At 52.0% G+C, this 19,810-nt stretch carries 15 protein-coding genes and 3 tRNA genes; 15 read left to right on the forward strand and 3 right to left on the reverse strand.

All coding sequences use genetic code 11. From position 1 onward, the window contains the following. The first annotated feature begins 701 nt into the window (after positions 1-701). Positions 702-2,978 carry a chitinase gene (locus GL2_RS21705; protein ID WP_197736550.1) on the forward strand — a complete coding sequence of 759 codons (2,277 nt, stop codon included), beginning with the start codon at positions 702-704 and terminating at the stop codon, positions 2,976-2,978. Positions 2,979-3,138: 160 nt separating this feature from the next. Here GL2_RS21705 and GL2_RS10575 read toward each other — a convergent pair whose 3' ends face one another. After that, positions 3,139-3,534 carry a nuclear transport factor 2 family protein gene (locus tag GL2_RS10575; protein ID WP_143730624.1) on the reverse strand — a complete coding sequence of 132 codons (396 nt, stop codon included), beginning with the start codon at positions 3,532-3,534 and terminating at the stop codon, positions 3,139-3,141. A gap of 482 nt (positions 3,535-4,016) precedes the next feature. Here GL2_RS10575 and GL2_RS21890 point away from each other — a divergent pair, with 482 nt between their 5' ends. The 3 genes from GL2_RS21890 (at position 4,017) to GL2_RS10585 (ending at position 6,804) form a co-directional block, all read left to right on the forward strand. Further along, positions 4,017-4,268 (forward strand): hypothetical protein, encoded by a 252-nt coding sequence (locus tag GL2_RS21890; protein WP_232053816.1) that lies wholly within the window; start codon positions 4,017-4,019, stop codon positions 4,266-4,268. A gap of 159 nt (positions 4,269-4,427) precedes the next feature. Further along, positions 4,428-4,883 (forward strand): MFS transporter, encoded by a 456-nt coding sequence (locus GL2_RS21895; protein ID WP_232053817.1) that lies wholly within the window; start codon positions 4,428-4,430, stop codon positions 4,881-4,883. 760 nt (positions 4,884-5,643) lie between these two features. Beyond that, complete coding sequence (locus tag GL2_RS10585) at positions 5,644-6,804, forward strand: NnrS family protein (protein WP_197736551.1); 1,161 nt, start codon at positions 5,644-5,646, stop codon at positions 6,802-6,804. 87 nt (positions 6,805-6,891) lie between these two features. Here the strand turns inward: GL2_RS10585 and GL2_RS10590 are convergent, their stop codons facing one another. Continuing rightward, positions 6,892-7,314 carry a GFA family protein gene (locus GL2_RS10590; RefSeq protein ID WP_143730625.1) on the reverse strand — a complete coding sequence of 141 codons (423 nt, stop codon included), beginning with the start codon at positions 7,312-7,314 and terminating at the stop codon, positions 6,892-6,894. 128 nt (positions 7,315-7,442) lie between these two features. After that, entirely contained in the window at positions 7,443-8,234 is a 792-nt protein-coding gene (locus GL2_RS10595) for a PhzF family phenazine biosynthesis protein (protein WP_143730626.1), read from the reverse strand. A gap of 275 nt (positions 8,235-8,509) precedes the next feature. Between GL2_RS10595 and ubiM the strand changes: the two genes are divergently transcribed. The 11 genes from ubiM to pnp all read left to right on the forward strand — a co-directional run bounded on the left by ubiM (position 8,510) and on the right by pnp (position 19,718). After that, positions 8,510-9,676, forward strand: a complete 1,167-nt coding sequence (gene ubiM, locus GL2_RS10600) for a 5-demethoxyubiquinol-8 5-hydroxylase UbiM (protein ID WP_143730627.1) — start codon at positions 8,510-8,512, stop codon at positions 9,674-9,676. A gap of 456 nt (positions 9,677-10,132) precedes the next feature. Next, a tRNA-Met gene (locus GL2_RS10605) sits at positions 10,133-10,209 on the forward strand. Between the two features lie 39 nt (positions 10,210-10,248). Beyond that, positions 10,249-10,325: transfer RNA gene (locus GL2_RS10610), tRNA-Met, on the forward strand. 40 nt (positions 10,326-10,365) lie between these two features. Beyond that, positions 10,366-10,442 (forward strand) — tRNA-Met (locus tag GL2_RS10615). Positions 10,443-10,578: 136 nt separating this feature from the next. Next, a complete protein-coding gene (rimP, locus tag GL2_RS10620; RefSeq protein WP_143730628.1) occupies positions 10,579-11,043 on the forward strand; it encodes a ribosome maturation factor RimP in 465 nt (154 codons plus the stop codon). 42 nt (positions 11,044-11,085) lie between these two features. Then, on the forward strand, positions 11,086-12,588 hold the full coding sequence (nusA, locus tag GL2_RS10625) for a transcription termination factor NusA (protein ID WP_143730629.1): 1,503 nt from the start codon (positions 11,086-11,088) through the stop codon (positions 12,586-12,588). Between the two features lie 64 nt (positions 12,589-12,652). Further along, complete coding sequence (gene infB, locus GL2_RS10630) at positions 12,653-15,478, forward strand: translation initiation factor IF-2 (RefSeq protein WP_143730630.1); 2,826 nt, start codon at positions 12,653-12,655, stop codon at positions 15,476-15,478. A 90-nt stretch (positions 15,479-15,568) separates the two neighbouring features. After that, positions 15,569-15,967, forward strand: a complete 399-nt coding sequence (rbfA, locus tag GL2_RS10635) for a 30S ribosome-binding factor RbfA (protein ID WP_143730631.1) — start codon at positions 15,569-15,571, stop codon at positions 15,965-15,967. Positions 15,968-15,970: 3 nt separating this feature from the next. Beyond that, a complete protein-coding gene (truB, locus tag GL2_RS10640; protein WP_143730632.1) occupies positions 15,971-16,912 on the forward strand; it encodes a tRNA pseudouridine(55) synthase TruB in 942 nt (313 codons plus the stop codon). A 145-nt stretch (positions 16,913-17,057) separates the two neighbouring features. Then, entirely contained in the window at positions 17,058-17,327 is a 270-nt protein-coding gene (rpsO, locus tag GL2_RS10645) for a 30S ribosomal protein S15 (protein WP_143730633.1), read from the forward strand. Positions 17,328-17,594: 267 nt separating this feature from the next. After that, positions 17,595-19,718, forward strand: coding sequence for a polyribonucleotide nucleotidyltransferase (pnp, locus tag GL2_RS10650; protein ID WP_143730634.1), 2,124 nt, complete (start codon positions 17,595-17,597; stop codon positions 19,716-19,718). The last annotated feature ends 92 nt before the right edge of the window (positions 19,719-19,810 follow it).

Here is a 19,810-nt window from a genome sequence, read left to right on the forward strand (position 1 = left end):
AAGAATGGTGTGTGCAAAAATTCATGGCTTGTTGATTTTTCTATTGATGACAGGTCAAAAGTTTGAGGTAATTGTGTAAGCTTTGAATTTATCTTTTTTTGCTTTTGGTGCATATTTTTCCTTGCGTTAATCTTTTACCTCTGGGTTTTCCAGGCTTCTCCCCTGGTTGGCAGGCCTGGTATTTTAATGGGGCTTGGTTTTTTAATTTTGTTTCATTTTTTGATTCTTTATCGTTTTTTTTAACACAAATAGAGTATCTTGAGTTAATTAGGTTGCCTTATATGGAATAAAAATTCCAGCCCTGTCTTTGGCTTCAGTAAATCAATACAGCTAACAGGGAACCAATCTTATTCTGCCATATCGAATCAGCAGTGTCCGTATGGGATGTTGTCAGTAGAGCGTATCAAAATATTAAATTTTTTAGTGTGTGTAACAAAGCTCTGCTTGCAAGAATAAAGACGGAGTTGGGTGTCTCGTTTCCAATACTACTTAGGTCTGATTCTAGATTTTATTCTATTGATCGTGCCCAAAAATGATTGGCCGGGTTACCTTTCTAGTTTTTGATATGTCAATGCTCCCTCGAATTATTCACGTAAGTCCTTAAAAACTACTTGCTGCAATACCACTTGCCCACTATTTAGTGGCCCCTTCGTGCACGATGGTGTTTGTAATAAAACCCTAAAAAGATAACTGGAGACTCCATGAACCATCTTTTTATTCGCACGGCTACTGCTTCGGCACTGATGATCGGCACCCAGGGTGTGGCGGCCTCTCCGCCCGCTGAAGACTATGTTGCCGGCGAGCAGTACCGTGGCGGTAGCCAGGTTTGCTATGCCGATGATCTCTTCAAAGCCCAGTGGTGGGCCACACCGGATCAGCAGCCTGCCGATGCGCTAACAGCTGAAAATACCTGGGATTCCCCCTGGGTTTTGCTGGAAGCTGGAGCTTGTGATGGTTCTGGTGACAACAGCGGTGATTCCAGTAGCGATGATTCTGGCCCTGGCGGTGATGATCCCAGTTCTCTAGCTGCCTACCAGCCGGGTCAGAGCTACCTAAAAGGAAGTGAGGTCTGCTATGCCGACGATATCTTTGTTGCACAATGGTGGGCAAATGGTGATCAAGCTCCTGCCGAAGCCCTGACCGTGCAAAATACCTGGGGTTCTCCCTGGATTCTTAAAGAGTCAAATGGTTGTGAAGCTAATGGTAACAGCGGTGATGGTAATGACGGCGATTCGGCTTCCACACCTATCCCCCTGAGCATCTCTGCTTCCCAAACCCAGGTGACAGGTGGTGGTACCCTACTACTCGACGCGAATGCCTCTGGTGGTGACAGCACCTTCAACTACAGCTGGGCTCAGCTTTCCCCTACTATTCCTGAAGCAGAAATTGCCTCTGCAACCAGCGCCTCGACTTCAGTGATACTACCTGCCGTTGCATACGATGTTACCTATATCTTCAGTCTGATTGTTAGTGATGGGGATGCCACCGAAGAGGCCCAGGTTACAGTGCAGAACTTTGCGATGGATGTTGGGCCCGATGCTAACAGTGACTCCGACAACCTTGTTACAGCAGTCATTTCGGCTTCCGCAAACAGCGTGGGTTGTAGCGGTAGTGTTACTCTGGATGGCTCTCGGTCCAGTGGTGGCAGTGATATGTCATTTATCTGGAGCCAAACTAGTGGCCCTTCGGTCAAGCTATCGAACTACGTGGGCAATACCACCCAGGCAGTATTGCCTGAGGTATATAGCAATGTAACTTACACTTTCCAGTTGACGGCTACCGACTCAACCGCCGCCAGTAATGTGGATGAGGTTAGCATTAGCCAGACTGGCTGCGCTTCTGTTGATGGCCACGTGATGGATATGAGCGAGCTTGAAGCAGCTGAAAATGCTTTATCGACTGATTCACTTCTGCAGGAGGTGAAAGACACCGTAGAGACCCGCGGTAATGTCATCGTTGAAGCAGTTCAGCCCGGCCGTAATGCCAATCCAGAAAACGTCCAGCGTGTCGAGAGCATCATTTCCTCAGATACTTGGGATTACCTTTTCCCACTGCGCGCTGAAGATTATACCTATACCAACTTCCTGCGTGCCGTGGCCAAGTTCCCCGCTTTCTGTGGTGAGTATACCGATGGCCGCGACTCCGATGCGATCTGCCGAAAAGCACTGGCAGTCATGTTTGCCCATTTCGGTCAGGAAACAGGTGCTCATGCGACGGCCTGGGATGAACCTGAGTGGCGGCAGGGTTTGTACTGGATTCGCGAGATCGGTTGGACCGAGGAAGCATCTGGTGGTTACGGTGCCTGTGATCCCGGTAGCAGCTGGGCGGCTGAGGTATGGCCCTGTGCGATCAATGCCGACGGTGGCTATAAGAGCTACTTTGGTCGAGGCTCAAAGCAGCTGAGCTGGAATTACAACTACGGTCCATTCTCCCAGGCTATGTACGGTGATATTTACACCCTACTGGAGAATCCGGAGCTGGTTGCAGATACTTGGTTGAACCTCGCCAGTGCCATTTTCTTTTTCGTGTACCCACAGCCCCCCAAGCCGAGCATGTTACATGTGGTGGATGGTACCTGGGTGCCGAACAGAGTCGATCTGGCCAATAACCTGACGTCTGGATTCGGTGTCACTACCAATATCATCAATGGTGCTATCGAGTGTAGTAAAGGTTCCGAGGATTATCGTTCGCAGTATCGTATGGACTACTACCAGAACTTTGCTGAGTTTCTGGGTGTAGATATACCTGCAGATGAAGAGTTGGGCTGTGCCAACATGGGCCAATTCCAGACCGGTGGTTCCGCATCCCTGGATATTTACTGGGATAAAGACTGGAGCTGGTCTGCCGGTAACCCCAATAATAAAAGCTTCGCCTGTCAGCTGGTGAACTATCAAACGGCCTACTCTGCACTGAACGAAGGCGATTATGCCAGATGTGTGAAAGCTAACTTCGATATGACCATCGACTACCAAAACTGAGAGATCATTAATTAGAGAATAGGGGTCGTAAAATTTCGGTTTCAAATTGCTCAACGGGCCCAGTAATAATATTTATTGCCGGGCCTGTTAATGGGAATATACATCCCCAGTGGACTCTAGCCAATCGAGGAAACCGTTTGATAATGAGAAAATCTTCCGATTATAAATTTTCATCCAAAATTTGTTGAACCAAAGCAGAATCAACATAGGCCGTGCCTTCAGTAATAAGGCCATTTTCAAATTTAACAATCCAGCAGTAGGTATTATTGTAGCGTCTGCCATTCAACGCGGTACAAATGCTCTCCATTTCTGCCACTGCGTAATCACCGTCGACCAATATTCGCTTGATCTTCATCATTACCTTACCCTCCTGAAGTACCCGGCCAATTCCCGCGAAGGCACGCTCAACCAGATCCTTCTTTGAGTTATACTCCCCGGCCATTTTATGAGTTCCTTTAACGGTCCAGTGCACATTATTTGAGACTCGTTCTAGGAATGGTTGAGGGTCGGTACATAGAAAATTAAACACCTCTTCTACGAATTTTCGATTAAGCATATTTAACTCTCACTGTTTAGTTAAAAGTTGATGGGAATTGCATAAAAATTACAGGGTTAACAGCATTGCCTATTACCTGTTGTTTACAGGACGGAATCAAGATAGATCTATAAATCCCTGTCGCAGGTTGAGTTTTCTACTACATATCCAGTATTACGTGGAATTTTTCAAACTATCAGAAGGTGTCTTATATCCATCCCCCTGGTTATTTATGTGTCAAGCATATACCTAATAGGTTTGGCTGCTGCTTTATTTAAGGTTAGGGGTTAATGGATACAATTCAATGTATTTGGTAGGGAGAGGTTCCTATTCGGTTATTGAGTTGAGTTCTATCTGATGGGTACTGCCCCAGACGGTTAAATCTGGATAGGGGCAGTGATGATTGGGGGATTTGGTGACGATTAGCCGGGTCCTGTCTTTTGGGCCAGACTCATAAGGATATTTCACACGGTAGCGAATGGAGTTAACGGTCTGGATCACCTATGCCCGGCTCTAAAACCCCTCTCTCCAGAAAGAAAATCATTGGTCTTGCAGCCTTAACCATTGCCATATTCCTTATTGCCAATGACTTTACAGCCTTCTCTGTGGCAATACCTGCTATGGAGAAGCAGTTTAATTCGGACCTTTCTACTGTGCAGCGGGTTATTAATGGATATGCTTTGGTCTTTGGTCTTTGGTCTTTGGTCTTTAGTCTTTGGTCTTTGGTCTTTGGTCTTTGGTCTTTTGTGTGCTGATTGTTACAGGCGGCTGTTTAGCGTATATGTTTGGCCGTCGCAAGCTTTTCTTTATTGGTACCAGTATTTTTATATTTTTTCTGTGCACGGTGGGCTGGCGATTGATGATTGGATGCTGCTGGGTAGTCGGGCCCTGATGGGGGTGGGTGGTGCGTTGATGTGGCCACTAATTGGCAGTCCTTTACCGTGGGAATTACCACGCTGCTACTCTCTGTAACCTTTGTCTCCATGCTACTGTACATTCCCCAGTTTCTTATCAAGGAACTAAATTTTTCCGCTGTGTGGTCTGGGGCCGGCTTGTTAGCGGTGATGCTGGCTTACGGGATTGTTTCCTATATCGCGGACAGGCTGTATGAAATTATGGGTGCCAAGGTGATATTGTCAGCCGCTGCTATATTTTTGGGCTTCGGTATGTTCCTGTTATCCAGTTTACTTGAACACAGTCATTATCTGCACCTGGTGCCAGGCATTATCTCCCTGGGAGTGGGGCTCGGTCTGTTTTTTCTCACAATTACTACGGTTGCGGTAACCGCTTTGGGATCCAATCGAGCAAATTTGGCCGCAGCGTTGGTATTTATGTTTCAGATTATTGGGGGGTTATTGGAATGGCGATGAATACCACCATCGTGGCTTTGGCACCCAGTCTCTCTGAGGGTATTACCGGGTCTTTAGTGTTAATACCTCTGGCTGCGCTGATTGTGTGTCTTCTATTCGTGCATGGAAGGCCGCATAACCAGAATTTGGATAGCCCCGCCTAAGCAGCTCTGATGTTTTGCAGCTTTCCCGGAAAGCTACAGGGTAATTAAGGGTTGCTTTTTGAGATATGTTAAGTATGCCTGTTTCGAATGCCCGCACTTTTACCTGTAAGGATCAGTTTTTATTCTTTATCAGGTTTGTAGATGGTAAGTTCAAATTTATTTAATAACGGTGCTAAAAAGTTAAAGTGCAACTTTAACTTTAGTGTGTCTGTATTTTTCATTTTTCCTCTATTTTTTCTATGGTTTGGGTGAGGTGGCTTCAAAGGTGACTGATTGGTTTATAGAATAACCCGTTTTCATATAGGGTTATAAATTTAAAAACTATGGCATTTACCTATTAACTATTGTTGTTGATTGAGTGAAAATAAATAGCTCAATCAATTTTTGGGATGGAACCTCAAGCGTTATCTCGCATTGCGATTATCTGCCGAGTCGACCATAAGGTCGAATAATTGAGCGGAATCGGGATGTGTCGCCACTGGCCATCGCTAGCTTGTGCTGCCTGTCGTAGCACAACTCTCAGCTGGTGAAGAGCTTACGGTTTGGGAAAACCCTTTCGATCGCTGGGTTGATTGTCTCGGGAGAAATAATCTCCCTTTATGTAAGGAGAACAGATTGTGATACCCATCGTTGACCGCGCCAGCGCGGAATCCATTGCCCCATTTTGGCGGATGCCATTCCGTCCCTTTTTTTGGGGTGGGGCACTCTGGAGCATGATTGCCCTGCTGATCTGGCAATTACAGCTTTCCGGTTGGCAGCTTCCCGCCTTACGAGTAGGTGTCGCCTGGCATTCCCATGAAATGTTGTTTGGATTTGCCGCCGCAGTAGTTGTGGGCTTCCTTGGTACTGCCATGCAAACCTGGACTGGAATCCCCTCTCCTAAAGGGCTGCAATTAATGAGTCTGGTTGGGCTCTGGCTGTTGGCGCGCCTGGGGTATCTTATTGCGGCTGTGCCGCTGTGGATGCCGGTTTGTGCGGAAGTGGCCTTTTTCTTATTGGCAGCATTTCTGCTTGGCGCACGGGTATTGCGCACAAGGCAGTGGCGCAACCTGTTTGTATTACCTGCCATGCTCGCCTTTGCTGGACTGTCTGCCAGCCACTGGCTACTACCCGGCGCGCAGAGCAGGATTGCCCTGGTGGCGCTGTTGTTGGTTACAGCGATTATTCTGGTGATCGGCGGGCGGGTGATTCCTTTCTTTACAGCGCGGCGCTTCCAGCTAAGCCAGCGCGATAAGCTGCCGATTGTCGAGTGGGGCACTCATATCGCTGCCGTCCTGTTGTTACTGAGTGTGGCCATTGATCTGCCCCGTATGGTTTGGGCAGTGCTGGCTCTGGCACTAGGTATTTTTCAGCTAACTCGAGTACTGCGCTGGCATCCGACTAAGATTTGGGGCGAGCCCATGGTTTGGTCGCTGCACTTGAGTTATTGGTTGGTAGTGTTGGGATGTTTCCTTGCCGCACTGGCCTGGAGTGGGCTTGCACCGGGTTGGCATAGCCCTGCATTGCATGCGTTTGCGGTAGGTGGTATCGGCGGTTTAATCCTTGCTATGACCAGTCGAGTCAGTCTCGGCCACACTGGGCGCATGTTGCAGGCGCCACGCCTGATGCCTCTGGCATTTGCCGCTCTGGCTCTGTCCGCACTGGCTAGAATTTTCTGGGCGCCGGCGCCCAGCGGTTTTCTTGCGGCGATTATCGCCTGGATGGTGGGCTACTCACTGTTCCTGATGTATTACACTCCAGTACTGTTTCAGCCTCGAATGGATGGGCACCCAGGCTAACAATTCTAGTGCCCTCTGGAGCGGTGCAAGGTGATCAACGGCAGTTGCCGCTCCCGGGGGCGTTTCAGAAGTTTGGTTCCAGTACCACTAATTGTTCTCGGTATTATCCATCTGGGGAAAGGCGTCGAATTGGAGTGCTTTGTCCAGGTTCTGCTCCCAGTCTGCTTTACTGGCCATAAAAATATGGGCGGTGGGTTTGATTGGGACCCTGCAGTCCAGGCTGCCAGCTGGCACGGCCAGGTAGCCACCGTCCTTATCCTCAAACGGCAGGGCTGAGCCACAATTACTGCAAAAGCTTTTTACATGGCGGGTGGCGGGCAACTTGAAGACTTTGGCCTGCTGTTTCCCTGATATCCAATTTAACTTGGCTGATGTTGAGAACAGGCTGGCGGCATGGGCAGAGCCGGTGTCCTTACGACAGTGACTGCAGTGGCACAGGAAAAAGCTTTCAAAATCGCCTTCTACCTCGAAGTGAATATCTCCGCAAAGGCACGATCCTGTCTTATTCATAGTTACTCCTTGATTTTTTTGTAATGTGTTATAGAAATAGCCTGACGATTCAGGTGCAGTGGTATTTTTTAAATTAATGTGGCGAAATTGCTCAATGACCCAGTTTTCCCTGGTTCGAAATCAATTTGTTAAATTTCAATAGTCCCTTTTAGGTATTGGACAGCTTTGCCAGAGATAACGACCCTGTTTCCCTTGAGTTGGCAATGGAGTAACCCGCCACGCTTGGAGGCCTGGAAGGCAGTGAGTCGCGACTTATCCAGTTGTGCAGCCCAGTAGGGGGCCAGCCCTGTGTGGATAGATCCAGTTACCGGATCTTCAACTCCCCCATTAGATGGCCAGAAATACCTGGAAACGAAGTCATATTTTTTTGAGCGGGCTGTAACGACGACATCATAAGGTGCGAGTCTTTTAAGTTTCCCTGCATTCTGTTGCAGTTGGTAAACATCCTCTTCTGTATCGTAAATGGCAAAGTAGGCCTGTTGGTTGCGCAGAACCTCAGAGGGTATTTTGGATAACCCATCAATCAAGTCTCTGGGTACTTGTTCTATAGGTCGCGGAGCCCTGTTGGGAAAGTCCATGGCGATTTCGCCGTCTTCGCTGTGAGTTATTTGCATTTCACCCACAGCTTCCGCAGAAAAGTACAGGGTTTCCAGTTTCGGATTTTTTGAAAAAATCACATATGCGGAAGCTAGTGTTGCATGGCCGCAAAAATCAACTTCATTCATCGGGGAGAACCAGCGAATCTGGAATTCTTTTTCGGAATGTTTGAGCAGGAAGGCAGTCTCGGACAAGTTGTTTTCGGTAGCGATGGCCTGCATTTGGCTGTTGCTTAACCATTGCTCGGTAATGATGACTGCGGCTGAGTTACCACCAAACCGGGTGTCGGTAAAAGCATCAATTATATTTATTTCAAGTTCCACGCAAGAGTCCTCCTACATAAGTGTTGAGCTCAATTGAAGGTTTAACTGTACGAAGGGGCGGTTAGAGCGCCTGGCGCTGTAAATAATATTGCTCTACAGCTGGAAATTAGCCTCTATTTCCTGATCTGCATCAGTATTGCCAGGGTGTTCCCATTTTAAAGTCTGCATCAATCTGGCCGGTGCAGTGCGTTTTGCCAGGGGTAAAACCGGTACTTCTTTTTATTGTTGACCGGGTATCAACTGTTATGAGAATGGGCTTGCTCTAGGGGGTTGGAATGTTGCAAACAGATGTTGCTATTGTCGGGGCTGGCCCCGCAGGGCTGGCCCTGGCGGTAATGTTGGCCCGGCGCGACAGTAGAGTAACGCTTTTGGAGTGCCAGAGCGAGGATAGCCTGGCAAATCCCGAGGATGATGGGCGCGAGATTGCCCTGACTCATAAATCGGTCAGAATTCTGGAAAGCCTTGGGGTCTGGCAAAAGTTGCATACTGATGAGGTCAGTGTTCTACAGTCGGCGCAAGTGGTTGATGGTAATTCGCCCTCAAGCTTGAATTTCGATAACCGTGGGCGCGGGCCTCTGGGATTTATTGTGCCCAATGCTGCGATACGCCGTGCGCTTTATGAAGTGGCTTGTGGGGAAAGCAACATTCAATTGCGCTGTGACAGTGCGGTGACCGGCACAGGCTTGGGCGACAACAGACGTTTGTTGGAGATCAATGGTGAGAATCATCTCGCTGCGGCACTCGTGGCGGCGGCAGACAGCCGCTTTTCCGAGGTGCGCCGTATGGTGGGAATAGGTGCGGATATGCGCGATTTTGGTCGTGTGGCAGTTGTTGGCCGGGTGCGCACAGAGTGCGCGCACGGCGGGATTGCGCGTGAGTGTTTTCGCTATGGTTCCACTCTGGCGTTGCTGCCCCTGGCCGAACCGAATATTTCCTCGGCGGTGGTAACCATTTCGGCAAGCCGTGGGGAGGAAGTAATGCAGTACTGCGACACAGAGTTTGCCGCCCATGTGCAGCGTGAGAGCGCTGCGGCGCTGGGGCCGGTGGAGTCCTGTGGCAAGCGTCATAAATATCCGCTGGTCGCAGTTTACGCACACCGGTTTTATGCTGAACGCTTTGTCTTGGTCGGGGATGCCGCTGTGGGGATGCACCCGGTAACCGCACACGGTTTCAACTTGGGGCTTGCGGGTGCGGACACCTTAACCCGACAGCTGGACGGTGTTACCCGTCTTTACCAGCCAGCACGGCTGGCACGCGCTTTGTCTCGCTACCAGGTTCAGCACCGCCTGGAGTCTCAGCCTATTTATTCGGGCACAAACCGGGTGGTCGATCTGTTTACCAATGATCGCCTGCCGGCAAAATTATTGCGCAAGGCGGTATTACGATTCAGTGAACATTTTCCACCGGTGCGGCAGGCTATTGTGCATCAGCTCACCCGCTGAGTAATGCATAGAGTAGCAAGTTGCCAGCGGTGCATGATTAGCTGCTTAAAAAGTAACAGGCTGAGCCCGATAGACCCCTGTTTATTTTGGGCCTCAACTGTGAGCTTATGGATTTTTATTGTTTGACTGTTGGCGCTGTGACGGGGCTGCCCACGCTATGCAATTAGGTAGCGGAATCCGCAATTAAAAGGAGGCCATCTGCTGGCCGGGCTTTGTGTTTTTGCAAGCAGGCGCAAATCAGTAATTGTTGAAGAAACGCTCTTGCGGGATTTTCTTCCTTTTCTATACTGATCTGCGAGGTATTTAGGGAGTGGTTCTACACGCAAAGTAAAAACAAATGCCAATTACGGCTTGACTCACCGGGGTTGTGACCATAGAATGCGCAGCCTCTTGAGTGGTTGGGTTAGCCCACCGCAGGGAAACAAAGGTCAACCAGGCTTTGTTTCTTGGAGTTGTTGCGGGGTGGAGCAGCCTGGTAGCTCGTCGGGCTCATAACCCGAAGGTCGTAGGTTCAAATCCTGCCCCCGCTACCAATTTACCTCCGGGTAAATATTTGATTGCGCATTTGTTGTTGCGGGGTGGAGCAGCCTGGTAGCTCGTCGGGCTCATAACCCGAAGGTCGTAGGTTCAAATCCTGCCCCCGCTACCAATTTTGTCTTTTTATAAGGCTTTGATTGCGCTTTCGTTGTTGCGGGGTGGAGCAGCCTGGTAGCTCGTCGGGCTCATAACCCGAAGGTCGTAGGTTCAAATCCTGCCCCCGCTACCAAATTTTGCATTTGCGCATACTGGCTGCGTGAATGTGCGGTCAAAGCCCCGTCAGGGGCTTTTTCGTATCTGCAAGAAAAGTTGCAGGTATTTTTCGAAGTGGGCCGCAGGCCCATTTTTTGTATGTGGTGACGTAAATGGCGAGCAAACGCGAATTGCTGGAAGAGCTTCTGGCGCCGGTGGTGGCATCGCTGGGATGCGAACTGTGGGGTATTGAATACCAGACCCATGGTCGCAACGCGCTGCTGCGCATCTATATCGATTCTGAGAACGGCATTTCCGTTGAAGATTGTGAGAAGGTGAGCCGTCAGTCCAGCGCCGTGCTGGATGTGGAAGACCCGATCAGTGGTAAGTACACACTTGAAGTTTCTTCCCCTGGGCTCGATCGCCCTCTCTATAAGCTGGAGCAGTTCGAACGCTTTTCCGGTGCCCAGATCGAAGTTCGCCTGCGTATGCCGTTGGATGGACAGCGTAAATGGCGCGGTCTACTGGCTGGTGTAGAGGGTGATGAAGTAGTTTTGCGCGTGGATAGCGAAAATGAATACCTGTTGCCGATCGACAGTATCGAGAAGGCAAATATTATTCCCCAATTTACCAAGTAACCTGTAGGAGCCTGAGCTCAGGCGATTTTGAGGCACAGTTGCATGAACAAAGAGATCTTGCTGGTAGCCGAGGCGGTATCCAACGAGAAGGGCGTTGACCAGGAAATTATTTTCCAGGCCATCGAAGCGGCATTGGCAACGGCCACGAAGAAGCGCTACGACGAGGATTCAACCATTGAGGTAATCATCGATCGCCGCAACGGTGACTATGAGACTTACCGCAGCTGGGAAGTCGTCGATGATGAAACCCTCGCGGAACTGGGTACCCAGTTCACCCTGGAAGAGGCTCACGAAAAAGATACCGAGCTAAAAGCGGGCGATGTTTACCGCGAGCAGGTGGAAAATGTAGAGTTTGGCCGTATCGCCGCACAGACTGCCAAGCAAGTCATTGTGCAGAAAGTGCGTGAAGCTGAGCGTGCCAAGGTTGTGGATGAGTACCGCGATCGGGTTGGCGAAATGGTCAGTGGCACCGTTAAGAAGGTGACCCGCGACTTTATCGCTGTTGACCTGGGCAATAACGCAGAAGCACGCTTGCCCCGCGATCAGCTGGTTGGCCGCGAGATCTTTCGCCTGGGTGACCGCGTGCGCGCAATCCTGTTGGAGATTCAACCGGAAGCCCGTGGCCCGCAGTTGATGCTGAGTCGCTCCTGCCCGGAGATGATTATTGAACTGTTCCGCATCGAGGTGCCGGAGATCTCCGAACAGGTTATCGAAATTAAAGGGGCCGCCCGTGATCCTGGCCTGCGCGCCAAGATTGCCGTGAATACTAACGACGGTCGAATTGACCCGGTCGGCGCCTGTGTGGGGATGCGCGGTGCGCGTGTTCAGGCAGTTTCCAACGAGCTGTCAGGCGAGCGCGTAGACATCGTGCTGTGGGATGACAACCCGGCCCAGTTCGTAATCAATGCTATGGCACCGGCGGAAATCGAATCCATTGTTGTAGACGAGGATGCCGGTTCCATGGATGTAGCGGTAGCGGACGAAAACCTCGCTATGGCTATCGGTCGCAGTGGCCAGAACGTGCGTTTGGCCTCCGAGCTGACCCAATGGCAGATCAATGTCATGAGTACAGACGAGTGGCAGAACAAACAGGAAGCCGAATCCAGCTCGATTATGCAGGTGTTTATCGATCGCCTGGATATCGATGAAGATGTCGCCGGCATACTGGTTGATGAAGGCTTTACCTCCCTGGAGGAAGTGGCCTATGTCCCTATTGAGGAAATGATCGGGATCGAGGGCTTCGACGAAGATATCGCCGAGGAACTGCGAGCCCGCGCCAAGGACTCTCTGTTGACCCAGGCGCTTGCCTCCGAGGAAAAACTGGATGCCTCCGAGCCCCAGGAAGACCTGCTCAATATGGAGGGCATGGAGCGCAACTTGGCATTCCAGCTGGCCAGCCGTGGTATTGCCACCATGGAAGACCTGGCGGAACAGGCGGTGGATGACCTGCTCGATATCGATGGTCTCGATCAGGAACGCGCTGCAGCGCTGATTATGAAAGCGCGTGAGCCCTGGTTTGCCGATGACAACGGCGAACAGGCTTAAACACAAAGACATAAGATACACGTATAAGTAACCCCCTCCGACCAAGTGACTTTTAGGAGAGAGAATGGCCGAAGTAACAGTTAGCGAACTCGCCAAATCGGTTGGTGCCACCGAAGACCGTCTGCTCAAGCAGATGAAAGAAGCGGGTTTGCCTCACACCTCTGCGGATGCGGTGGTGTCAGATGAGGAGAAGCAGGTCCTGCTCAGTTTCCTGAAAAGCAGTCACGGGGAGCAGGGTGCGAGCCCACGCAAGATCACCTTGAAGCGCAAGACCACGACTACGCTAAAAACCGGCTCTGGCACCGGCCGCAAGACTGTGAACGTGGAAGTTCGCAAGAAGCGTACTTATGTGAAGCGCCCACAGGCTGAGCTTGAAGCGGAAGCAAATGCTGTAGATGGCATATCTGAAGCCGATGAGGCACAGCTGCAAACTGAGGCGGAAGCTATAGCGGCCGCCGAAGCGGAAGCGAAGGCTGCCGCAGAAGCAGAGGCTGCCCGTCGGGCCGCTGAGGAAGAAGAAGCGCGCTTAAAAGCCGAAGCGGAAGCCAAGGCCGCCGCAGAGGCAGAAGCGAAGGTCGCAGCCGCAGAGATGGCTGCAAAAGAGGCAGAAGTGACCCAGAAAGCCGAGAGCAAGCCCGCCAAAAAGGCGGAGCCCGCAGCTCCAATCCGTTCAAGTTATGTAGACGATATCGAGGCGATGCGTATCGCTGCGATGGAACGTCGTAAGCAGCAGGCGGAGCAGGAAAAACGCGAACTCGAAGAGAAAAAAGCAAAAATCGAGGCCGATAAACGCGCTGCGCAGGAGAAGAAGGAAAAAGCTACACAGGCAGCCAAGGCAAAGCCTGCTGTACCTGCTAAAGCGGCTACCAAGACCGAAGATATTAAACCCTCTCTGCGCCGCAAGCTTGAGACAGCCCCGACCGAAGGAGCGCGCACCACCGAGGATGAACCTCGCAAACGCCGTGGTCGTCGCTCCAAGTCCGGTCCGAAGAAGTCCAGCAAAACTGCACTATATGAGCAGGCGTTGGAAGTATTTGAAGAAGATGAAGCAGGTAAGCGCAGTACACGCTCCCTGTCTCGCCCGAACGTGAAGGTAAAACCGACGCACGTCTTTAAACGGCCCACGGAGAAGCAATTGTACGAAGTACAGTTGGGTGAAACCATTACTGTCGGTGAGCTGGCCAGGCAGATGAATGTCAAGGCCGGTGAGCTGATTAAGCGCCTGATGAAAATGGGTGAGATGGCCACGATCAACCAGAGCCTGGATCGCGAAACCGCCCAGGTGCTCGTTGAGGACATGGGCCACAAAGTGGTACTGCGTTCTGAGACTGAGCTCGAGGATAGCCTAGTAGCGGAATCCCAGTCTCAGGAAGGTACCGAGGTGACAAGAGCTCCGGTGGTTACCGTAATGGGCCATGTGGACCACGGTAAGACCTCCCTGCTGGATTACATCCGCAAGACCAAGGTTGCTTCCGGTGAAGCCGGTGGCATCACCCAGCATATTGGTGCTTATCGGGTGAAAACCAGTCAGGGCGAAGTTGCGTTCCTGGATACCCCTGGACACGCCGCTTTTACCGCCATGCGGGCCCGCGGTGCCCAGGCCACCGACGTGGTTATTCTTGTGGTTGCCGCCGATGATGGCGTAATGCCTCAAACCGAGGAAGCAGTGAATCACGCCCGCGCTGCTGGCGTACCGCTGGTGGTAGCAGTAAACAAGTGTGATAAAGAAGCTGCTGACCCCGATCGGGTTAAGAATGAACTGGCTGCGAAAGACGTAATCCCGGAAGATTGGGGCGGCGATACCCAGTTCATTAATGTATCCGCGCATACTGGCGAAGGTATTGACGAGTTGCTGGAAGCCGTTTCCCTGCAGGCGGAAATGCTTGAACTGAAAGCCAAGGTGAATGTACCGGCTACCGGTGTTGTGATTGAATCCCGCCTGGAAAAAGGCCGCGGTGTGGTTGCCACCCTTCTGGTGCAGAATGGTGAGCTGAAGCGCGGTGATATTGTTCTCGCCGGCCAGAGCTACGGTCGTGTACGGGCCATGACCAATGAACACGGCAAGCAGGTGAAAGAAGCCGGCCCTTCCACTCCGGTGGAGCTGCTGGGTCTGGACTCAACGCCCAATGCCGGTGACGAGTTCATGGTGGTTGCCAACGAACGCAAGGCTCGTGAAGTAGCGGAGCAGCGAGGGGACAGTGAACGCCGCGAGCGTATGCAGCGCCAGCAAGCCGCTAAGCTGGAAAACATGTTTGCGGATATGGAAGCCGGTGAGCGCAAAGTGCTGCCGGTTGTGATCAAGGCTGACGTTCGCGGCTCTCTGGAAGCAATCCTGAGTGCGCTGGCAGATATCGGCAACGAGGAAGTTTCCGTTAATGTGGTATCCAGTGGTGTAGGTGGTATCGCCGAAAATGATATCAACCTGGCCCTGACTTCCGGTGCTATCGTACTGGGCTTCAATACCCGTGCTGACGTAGCAGCGCGCAAGACCGCCGAGACCGAAAGCGTTGAGATTCGCTACTACAGCGTAATCTACAACCTGCTCGATGAAGTGAAGCAGGCCTTGTCTGGCATGTTGGATCCAGAGATCCGTGAAGAGATCGTTGGCATCGCAGAAGTGCGTGATGTTTTCCGCTCTCCGAAGTTTGGCGCAATTGCTGGTTGTATGGTTACCGAGGGTACTGTTCACCGCAACAAGCCAATCCGCGTATTGCGTGACAACGTTGTAATCTACCAGGGCGAGCTGGAATCCCTGCGCCGCTTCAAAGACGATGTGCAGGAAGTGCGCAACGGCATGGAGTGTGGTATCGGGGTTAAGGACTACAACGATGTGAAGCCTGGCGATCAGATCGAAGTCTACGATATCGTCAAGGTTGCCCGCGAACTGTAAAGAGTTCCGGACCGGATGAAGGACAAACCCGTGCGGCTGCTGTCGTGCGGGTTTTCCTGTCTTTAAATCGCCATTCACTATAGGTAAACAATGGCAAGAGAATTCCACCGCGCTGACCGCGTCGCAGATGCCATGCGCCGTGAGCTGGCCCAGCTGATTCAGCACGAAGTGCGCGACCCGCGTTTGGGTATGGTCAATGTCAACGATGTTGAAGTTAACCGCGACTTGGCCACCGCTAAAGTGTTTGTCACCTTTGTAGGTGAGGATGACCGCAACAAGATCGACATTTCTATCGAGGTGTTGAACAAGGCCGCGGGATTCCTGCGCAGCCAACTGGCGCGCACTATCCAGATGCGCAGTATCCCGCGTTTGTACTTCCGCTACGACGAGACGTCAGTGCGTGGCCAGGCACTTTCCGCACTGATCGAGAAGGCGGTTAATGAAGACCGCAAGCACCAAGACGACGATAGCGACTCCAAGGAAGATTAATCCATGGGCCGCAGACCAAAATGGGGCCGGCCGGTCCACGGCGTGCTTTTATTGAACAAGCCCGCCGGTATCACTGCCAACGACGCCCTGCAAAAAGCCAAGCGACTCTTTTTTGCCAACCGCGCCGGACACACCGGTGCGCTGGATCCCCTAGCCACGGGTGTGCTGCCGATTTGCTTCGGTGAGGCGACCAAGTTTTCCCAGTATCTGCTCGATGCGGACAAGCGTTATCGCAGTACTTTTGTTTTCGGTATGACCACTGCCAGTGGTGACGCCGATGGCGATGTGTTGGAAAGCAAAGATGCTTCAGGCCTTACTGAGCAAGACGTGCTCAAGGCCATGGAGGACTTTCGCGGTCTTATCAAGCAGATTCCCTCCATGTATTCCGCACTTAAACACAAGGGCCAGCCGCTGTACAAGCTGGCTCGTCAGGGGCTGGAGGTGGAGCGCGAGGCGCGCGAAGTAAAGATTTTTGAATTCGAGCTGCTGAACTTTACCCCCGGTAGCGAGCCTCGTGCAGAGGTGGAAGTACACTGCTCCAAAGGCACTTACATTCGCAGCATCGCTGAGGATCTGGGGCAGGCCTTGGGAGTTGGTGCTTATGTGGAAAAACTACATCGCAGTGCCGCCGGTCCTTATGATGAGGCTGAGGCGGTTACCCTGGATGAGTTGACTGATGAGCGCGGAGAGGGCATGGCGGAAGAGCTTGATCACCACTTATTACCGGTGGACTCTCCTGCCTCTTCACTACCCAAACTCATACTGCCAGACGACTCTGGTTACTATGTGCGTCAGGGGCAGCCGGTAATGGATTTGCAGGTCTACCGTATCGGTTCAGAAGGTGATATGGTGCGCCTCTTCCTGGAAAATGGCGATTTTCTGGGCGTGGGAGAAATTACTGACGACGGGTGCGTAGCGCCGCGGCGTCTGGTAAGTGGCACTTGAGCACAAACCGCTATATTGGTGTAAGTCGGTATACGATGGAAGTGAGAGTGTCGGGCGGTTGCGCCCACAATAACGATTAGCTGGTCTGTAAATATGCATGGGCCAGCCGAATCTTTTAAAGCATATTACGACGAGGTAATTCGTTATGGCACTGACTGCAGTTGAAAAAGCAGCCATCCTGAAAGAGCACGGCCAATCTGAAGGCGATACCGGTTCCCCGGAAGTTCAGGTAGCCCTGCTCACCGCCAACATCAACAAACTGCAGGGTCACTTCTCTGCGCACAAGCAGGATCACCACTCCCGTCGTGGCCTGATCCGCATGGTAAACCAGCGTCGTAAGCTGCTGGACTACCTCAAGCGCAAGGATCTGAGTCGCTACGCCCAGCTGATTGCTAAGCTCGGCCTGCGTCGCTAAGACCCTGGAATGCCCGCCTCTGGCGGGCATTCTTCTTTAATGCTTACTGAAAAGTGGCGCGATTGTCATTTTTCGGAAGTTGCACCGCAGATGCCGACAGGGAAAAGTTCTCTGATTGGAACTGCGATGTATGCACCGGCTACCCTGGCCGGTGGCGATACATCCCCGTATCGCCCAGGGTTTTGGGGTTTGTAGTCCCGGCCCCGGCAAATATGTAGGGGTTACTGGAATGGGCCAGTAACCGTAAGGAAATAGGAAAAGAAACTAGTGAATCCAGTAAGCAAAACTTTCCAGTACGGACAACACCAAGTCACTATCGAAACTGGCCGCATTGCACGCCAGGCGACGGGTGCAGCCTTGGTCACTATGGGTGAAACCGTTGTTCTGTGTACCGTTGTAGGTGCCAAAGAAGCCAAGCCTGATCAGGGCTTTTTCCCTCTGTCCGTGCATTACCAGGAAAAAGCCTACGCGGCTGGCAAAATTCCCGGCGGCTTCTTCAAGCGTGAAGGTCGCCCATCTGAAAAAGAAACTTTGACTTCGCGCCTGATCGATCGCCCGATCCGTCCCCTGTTCCCCAAGGGCTTCATGAATGAAGTGCAGGTGATGATCACTGTCCTGTCTGCAGAGAAGGACGTGGATCCAGATATTGCCGGCATGATCGGCACCTCCGCAGCTCTGTCCGTTTCCGGTATTCCTTTTGCGGGCCCAATTGGCGCTGCGCGCGTAGGCTATACCCAAAAAGATGGCTACCTGCTGAACCCGGGTTACGAAGCTCTGAAAACCTCTGAGCTGGATATGGTGGTTGCGGGCACTAAAGATGCTGTGTTGATGGTTGAATCGGAAGCGAAAGAGCTGCCGGAAGATATCATGCTGGGTGCAGTACTCTATGCGCACCAGGAAATGCAGGCGGTAGTAAAAGTCTGTGAAGAGTTGAAAGCTGAAGCTGGCAAGCCCCAGTGGAACTGGCAACCGGAAGCAGAAAACACCGAGCTGAAAGCGGCCCTGGAAAGCCAGTTTGGTACCAAGGTAGCCGAAGCTTACCGTATCACTGACAAGCAGCAGCGCACCGCTCGCTTGAACGAGTTGCGCAATGAAGCGGCTGATGCCCTGGCGAGCGAAGAAGTTGATGCCGGTGATGTAAAAAGCTACTTCGGCAAGCTCGAAAAGAAAACGGTTCGTGGTGCAGTAGTGCGTGGCGAACCGCGTATTGATGGTCGCGATACCAAGACTGTACGCCCGATTAATGTAGAAGTTGGCGTATTGCCGAAGGGCCATGGCTCCTCCCTGTTCACCCGTGGTGAAACTCAGGCACTGGTTGTTGCCACTCTCGGTGCTACCCGCGATGCGCAGATTATCGATGCCCTGGAAGGCGAGCGTAAAGATTACTTTATGCTGCATTACAACTTCCCTCCCTACTCCGTAGGCGAAGCGGGTCGTGTGGGTGCTACCGGTCGCCGTGAAATCGGCCATGGTCGTCTGGCCCGTCGCGGTATCGCTGCCGTTCTGCCTGATCCGGAGAGCTTCCCTTACACTCTACGGGTGGTTTCTGAAATCACCGAGTCCAACGGTTCCAGCTCCATGGCTTCCGTGTGTGGCTCCAGTCTTGCGCTGATGGATGCAGGTGTACCCTTGAAGGCACCGGTTGCCGGTATCGCCATGGGCCTGGTGAAGGAAGAGGAAGGCTATGCAGTCCTGACCGATATCCTCGGTGATGAAGATCACCTGGGTGATATGGACTTTAAGGTTGCCGGTACCGCTTCTGGTGTGACTGCCCTGCAGATGGATATCAAGATCGAGGGTATCACTGAAGAGATCATGGAAACTGCGCTGGAGCAGGCTCTGCACGCGCGTTTGCATATCCTCGTGGAAATGAACAAGCTGATCGGCGAGTCCCGTTCCAGTGTGAACGAGAATGCTCCGCGTTTCGCAACCCTGAAGATCCACCCGGACAAGATTCGCGACGTTATCGGTAAGGGCGGCGCAACTATCCGCTCTATCACCGAAGAAACTGGCGCGTCCATCGATATTGAAGATGACGGCAGCATTAAGGTCTTCGGCGAAGACGGTGAGAGCCTCGAAGCTGCGGTTACCCGTATCGAGGAAATCACTGCGGAAGCCGAGATCGGCGCAATCTACGAGGGCACCGTGGTACGCATCGTGGACTTCGGCGCGTTCGTCAACTTCCTGCCGGGCAAAGATGGCCTGGTGCATATCTCCCAGATCGCTGAAGAGCGTGTCAACGCGGTAACTGACTACCTGAGCGAAGGCCAGAAGGTGTTCGTGAAGGTGCTCGACGTGGACCAGCGCGGACGTATCAAGCTCTCCATCAAGGAAGCCAAGGCCGACCAGGCTGCTTCCGCAGAGGAGAAACAGGGTTCCGAAGAGGCGTAAGTCTTTAGAAACCTGAAAAACCCGGCCTTGAGCCGGGTTTTTTTATGTCTTTTAATAAGGAGAATCGGGCCCTTATAGCATTTGCCACAGGG

It is taken from the genome of Microbulbifer sp. GL-2, assembly GCF_007183175.1.
GTDB lineage: Bacteria > Pseudomonadota > Gammaproteobacteria > Pseudomonadales > Cellvibrionaceae > Microbulbifer.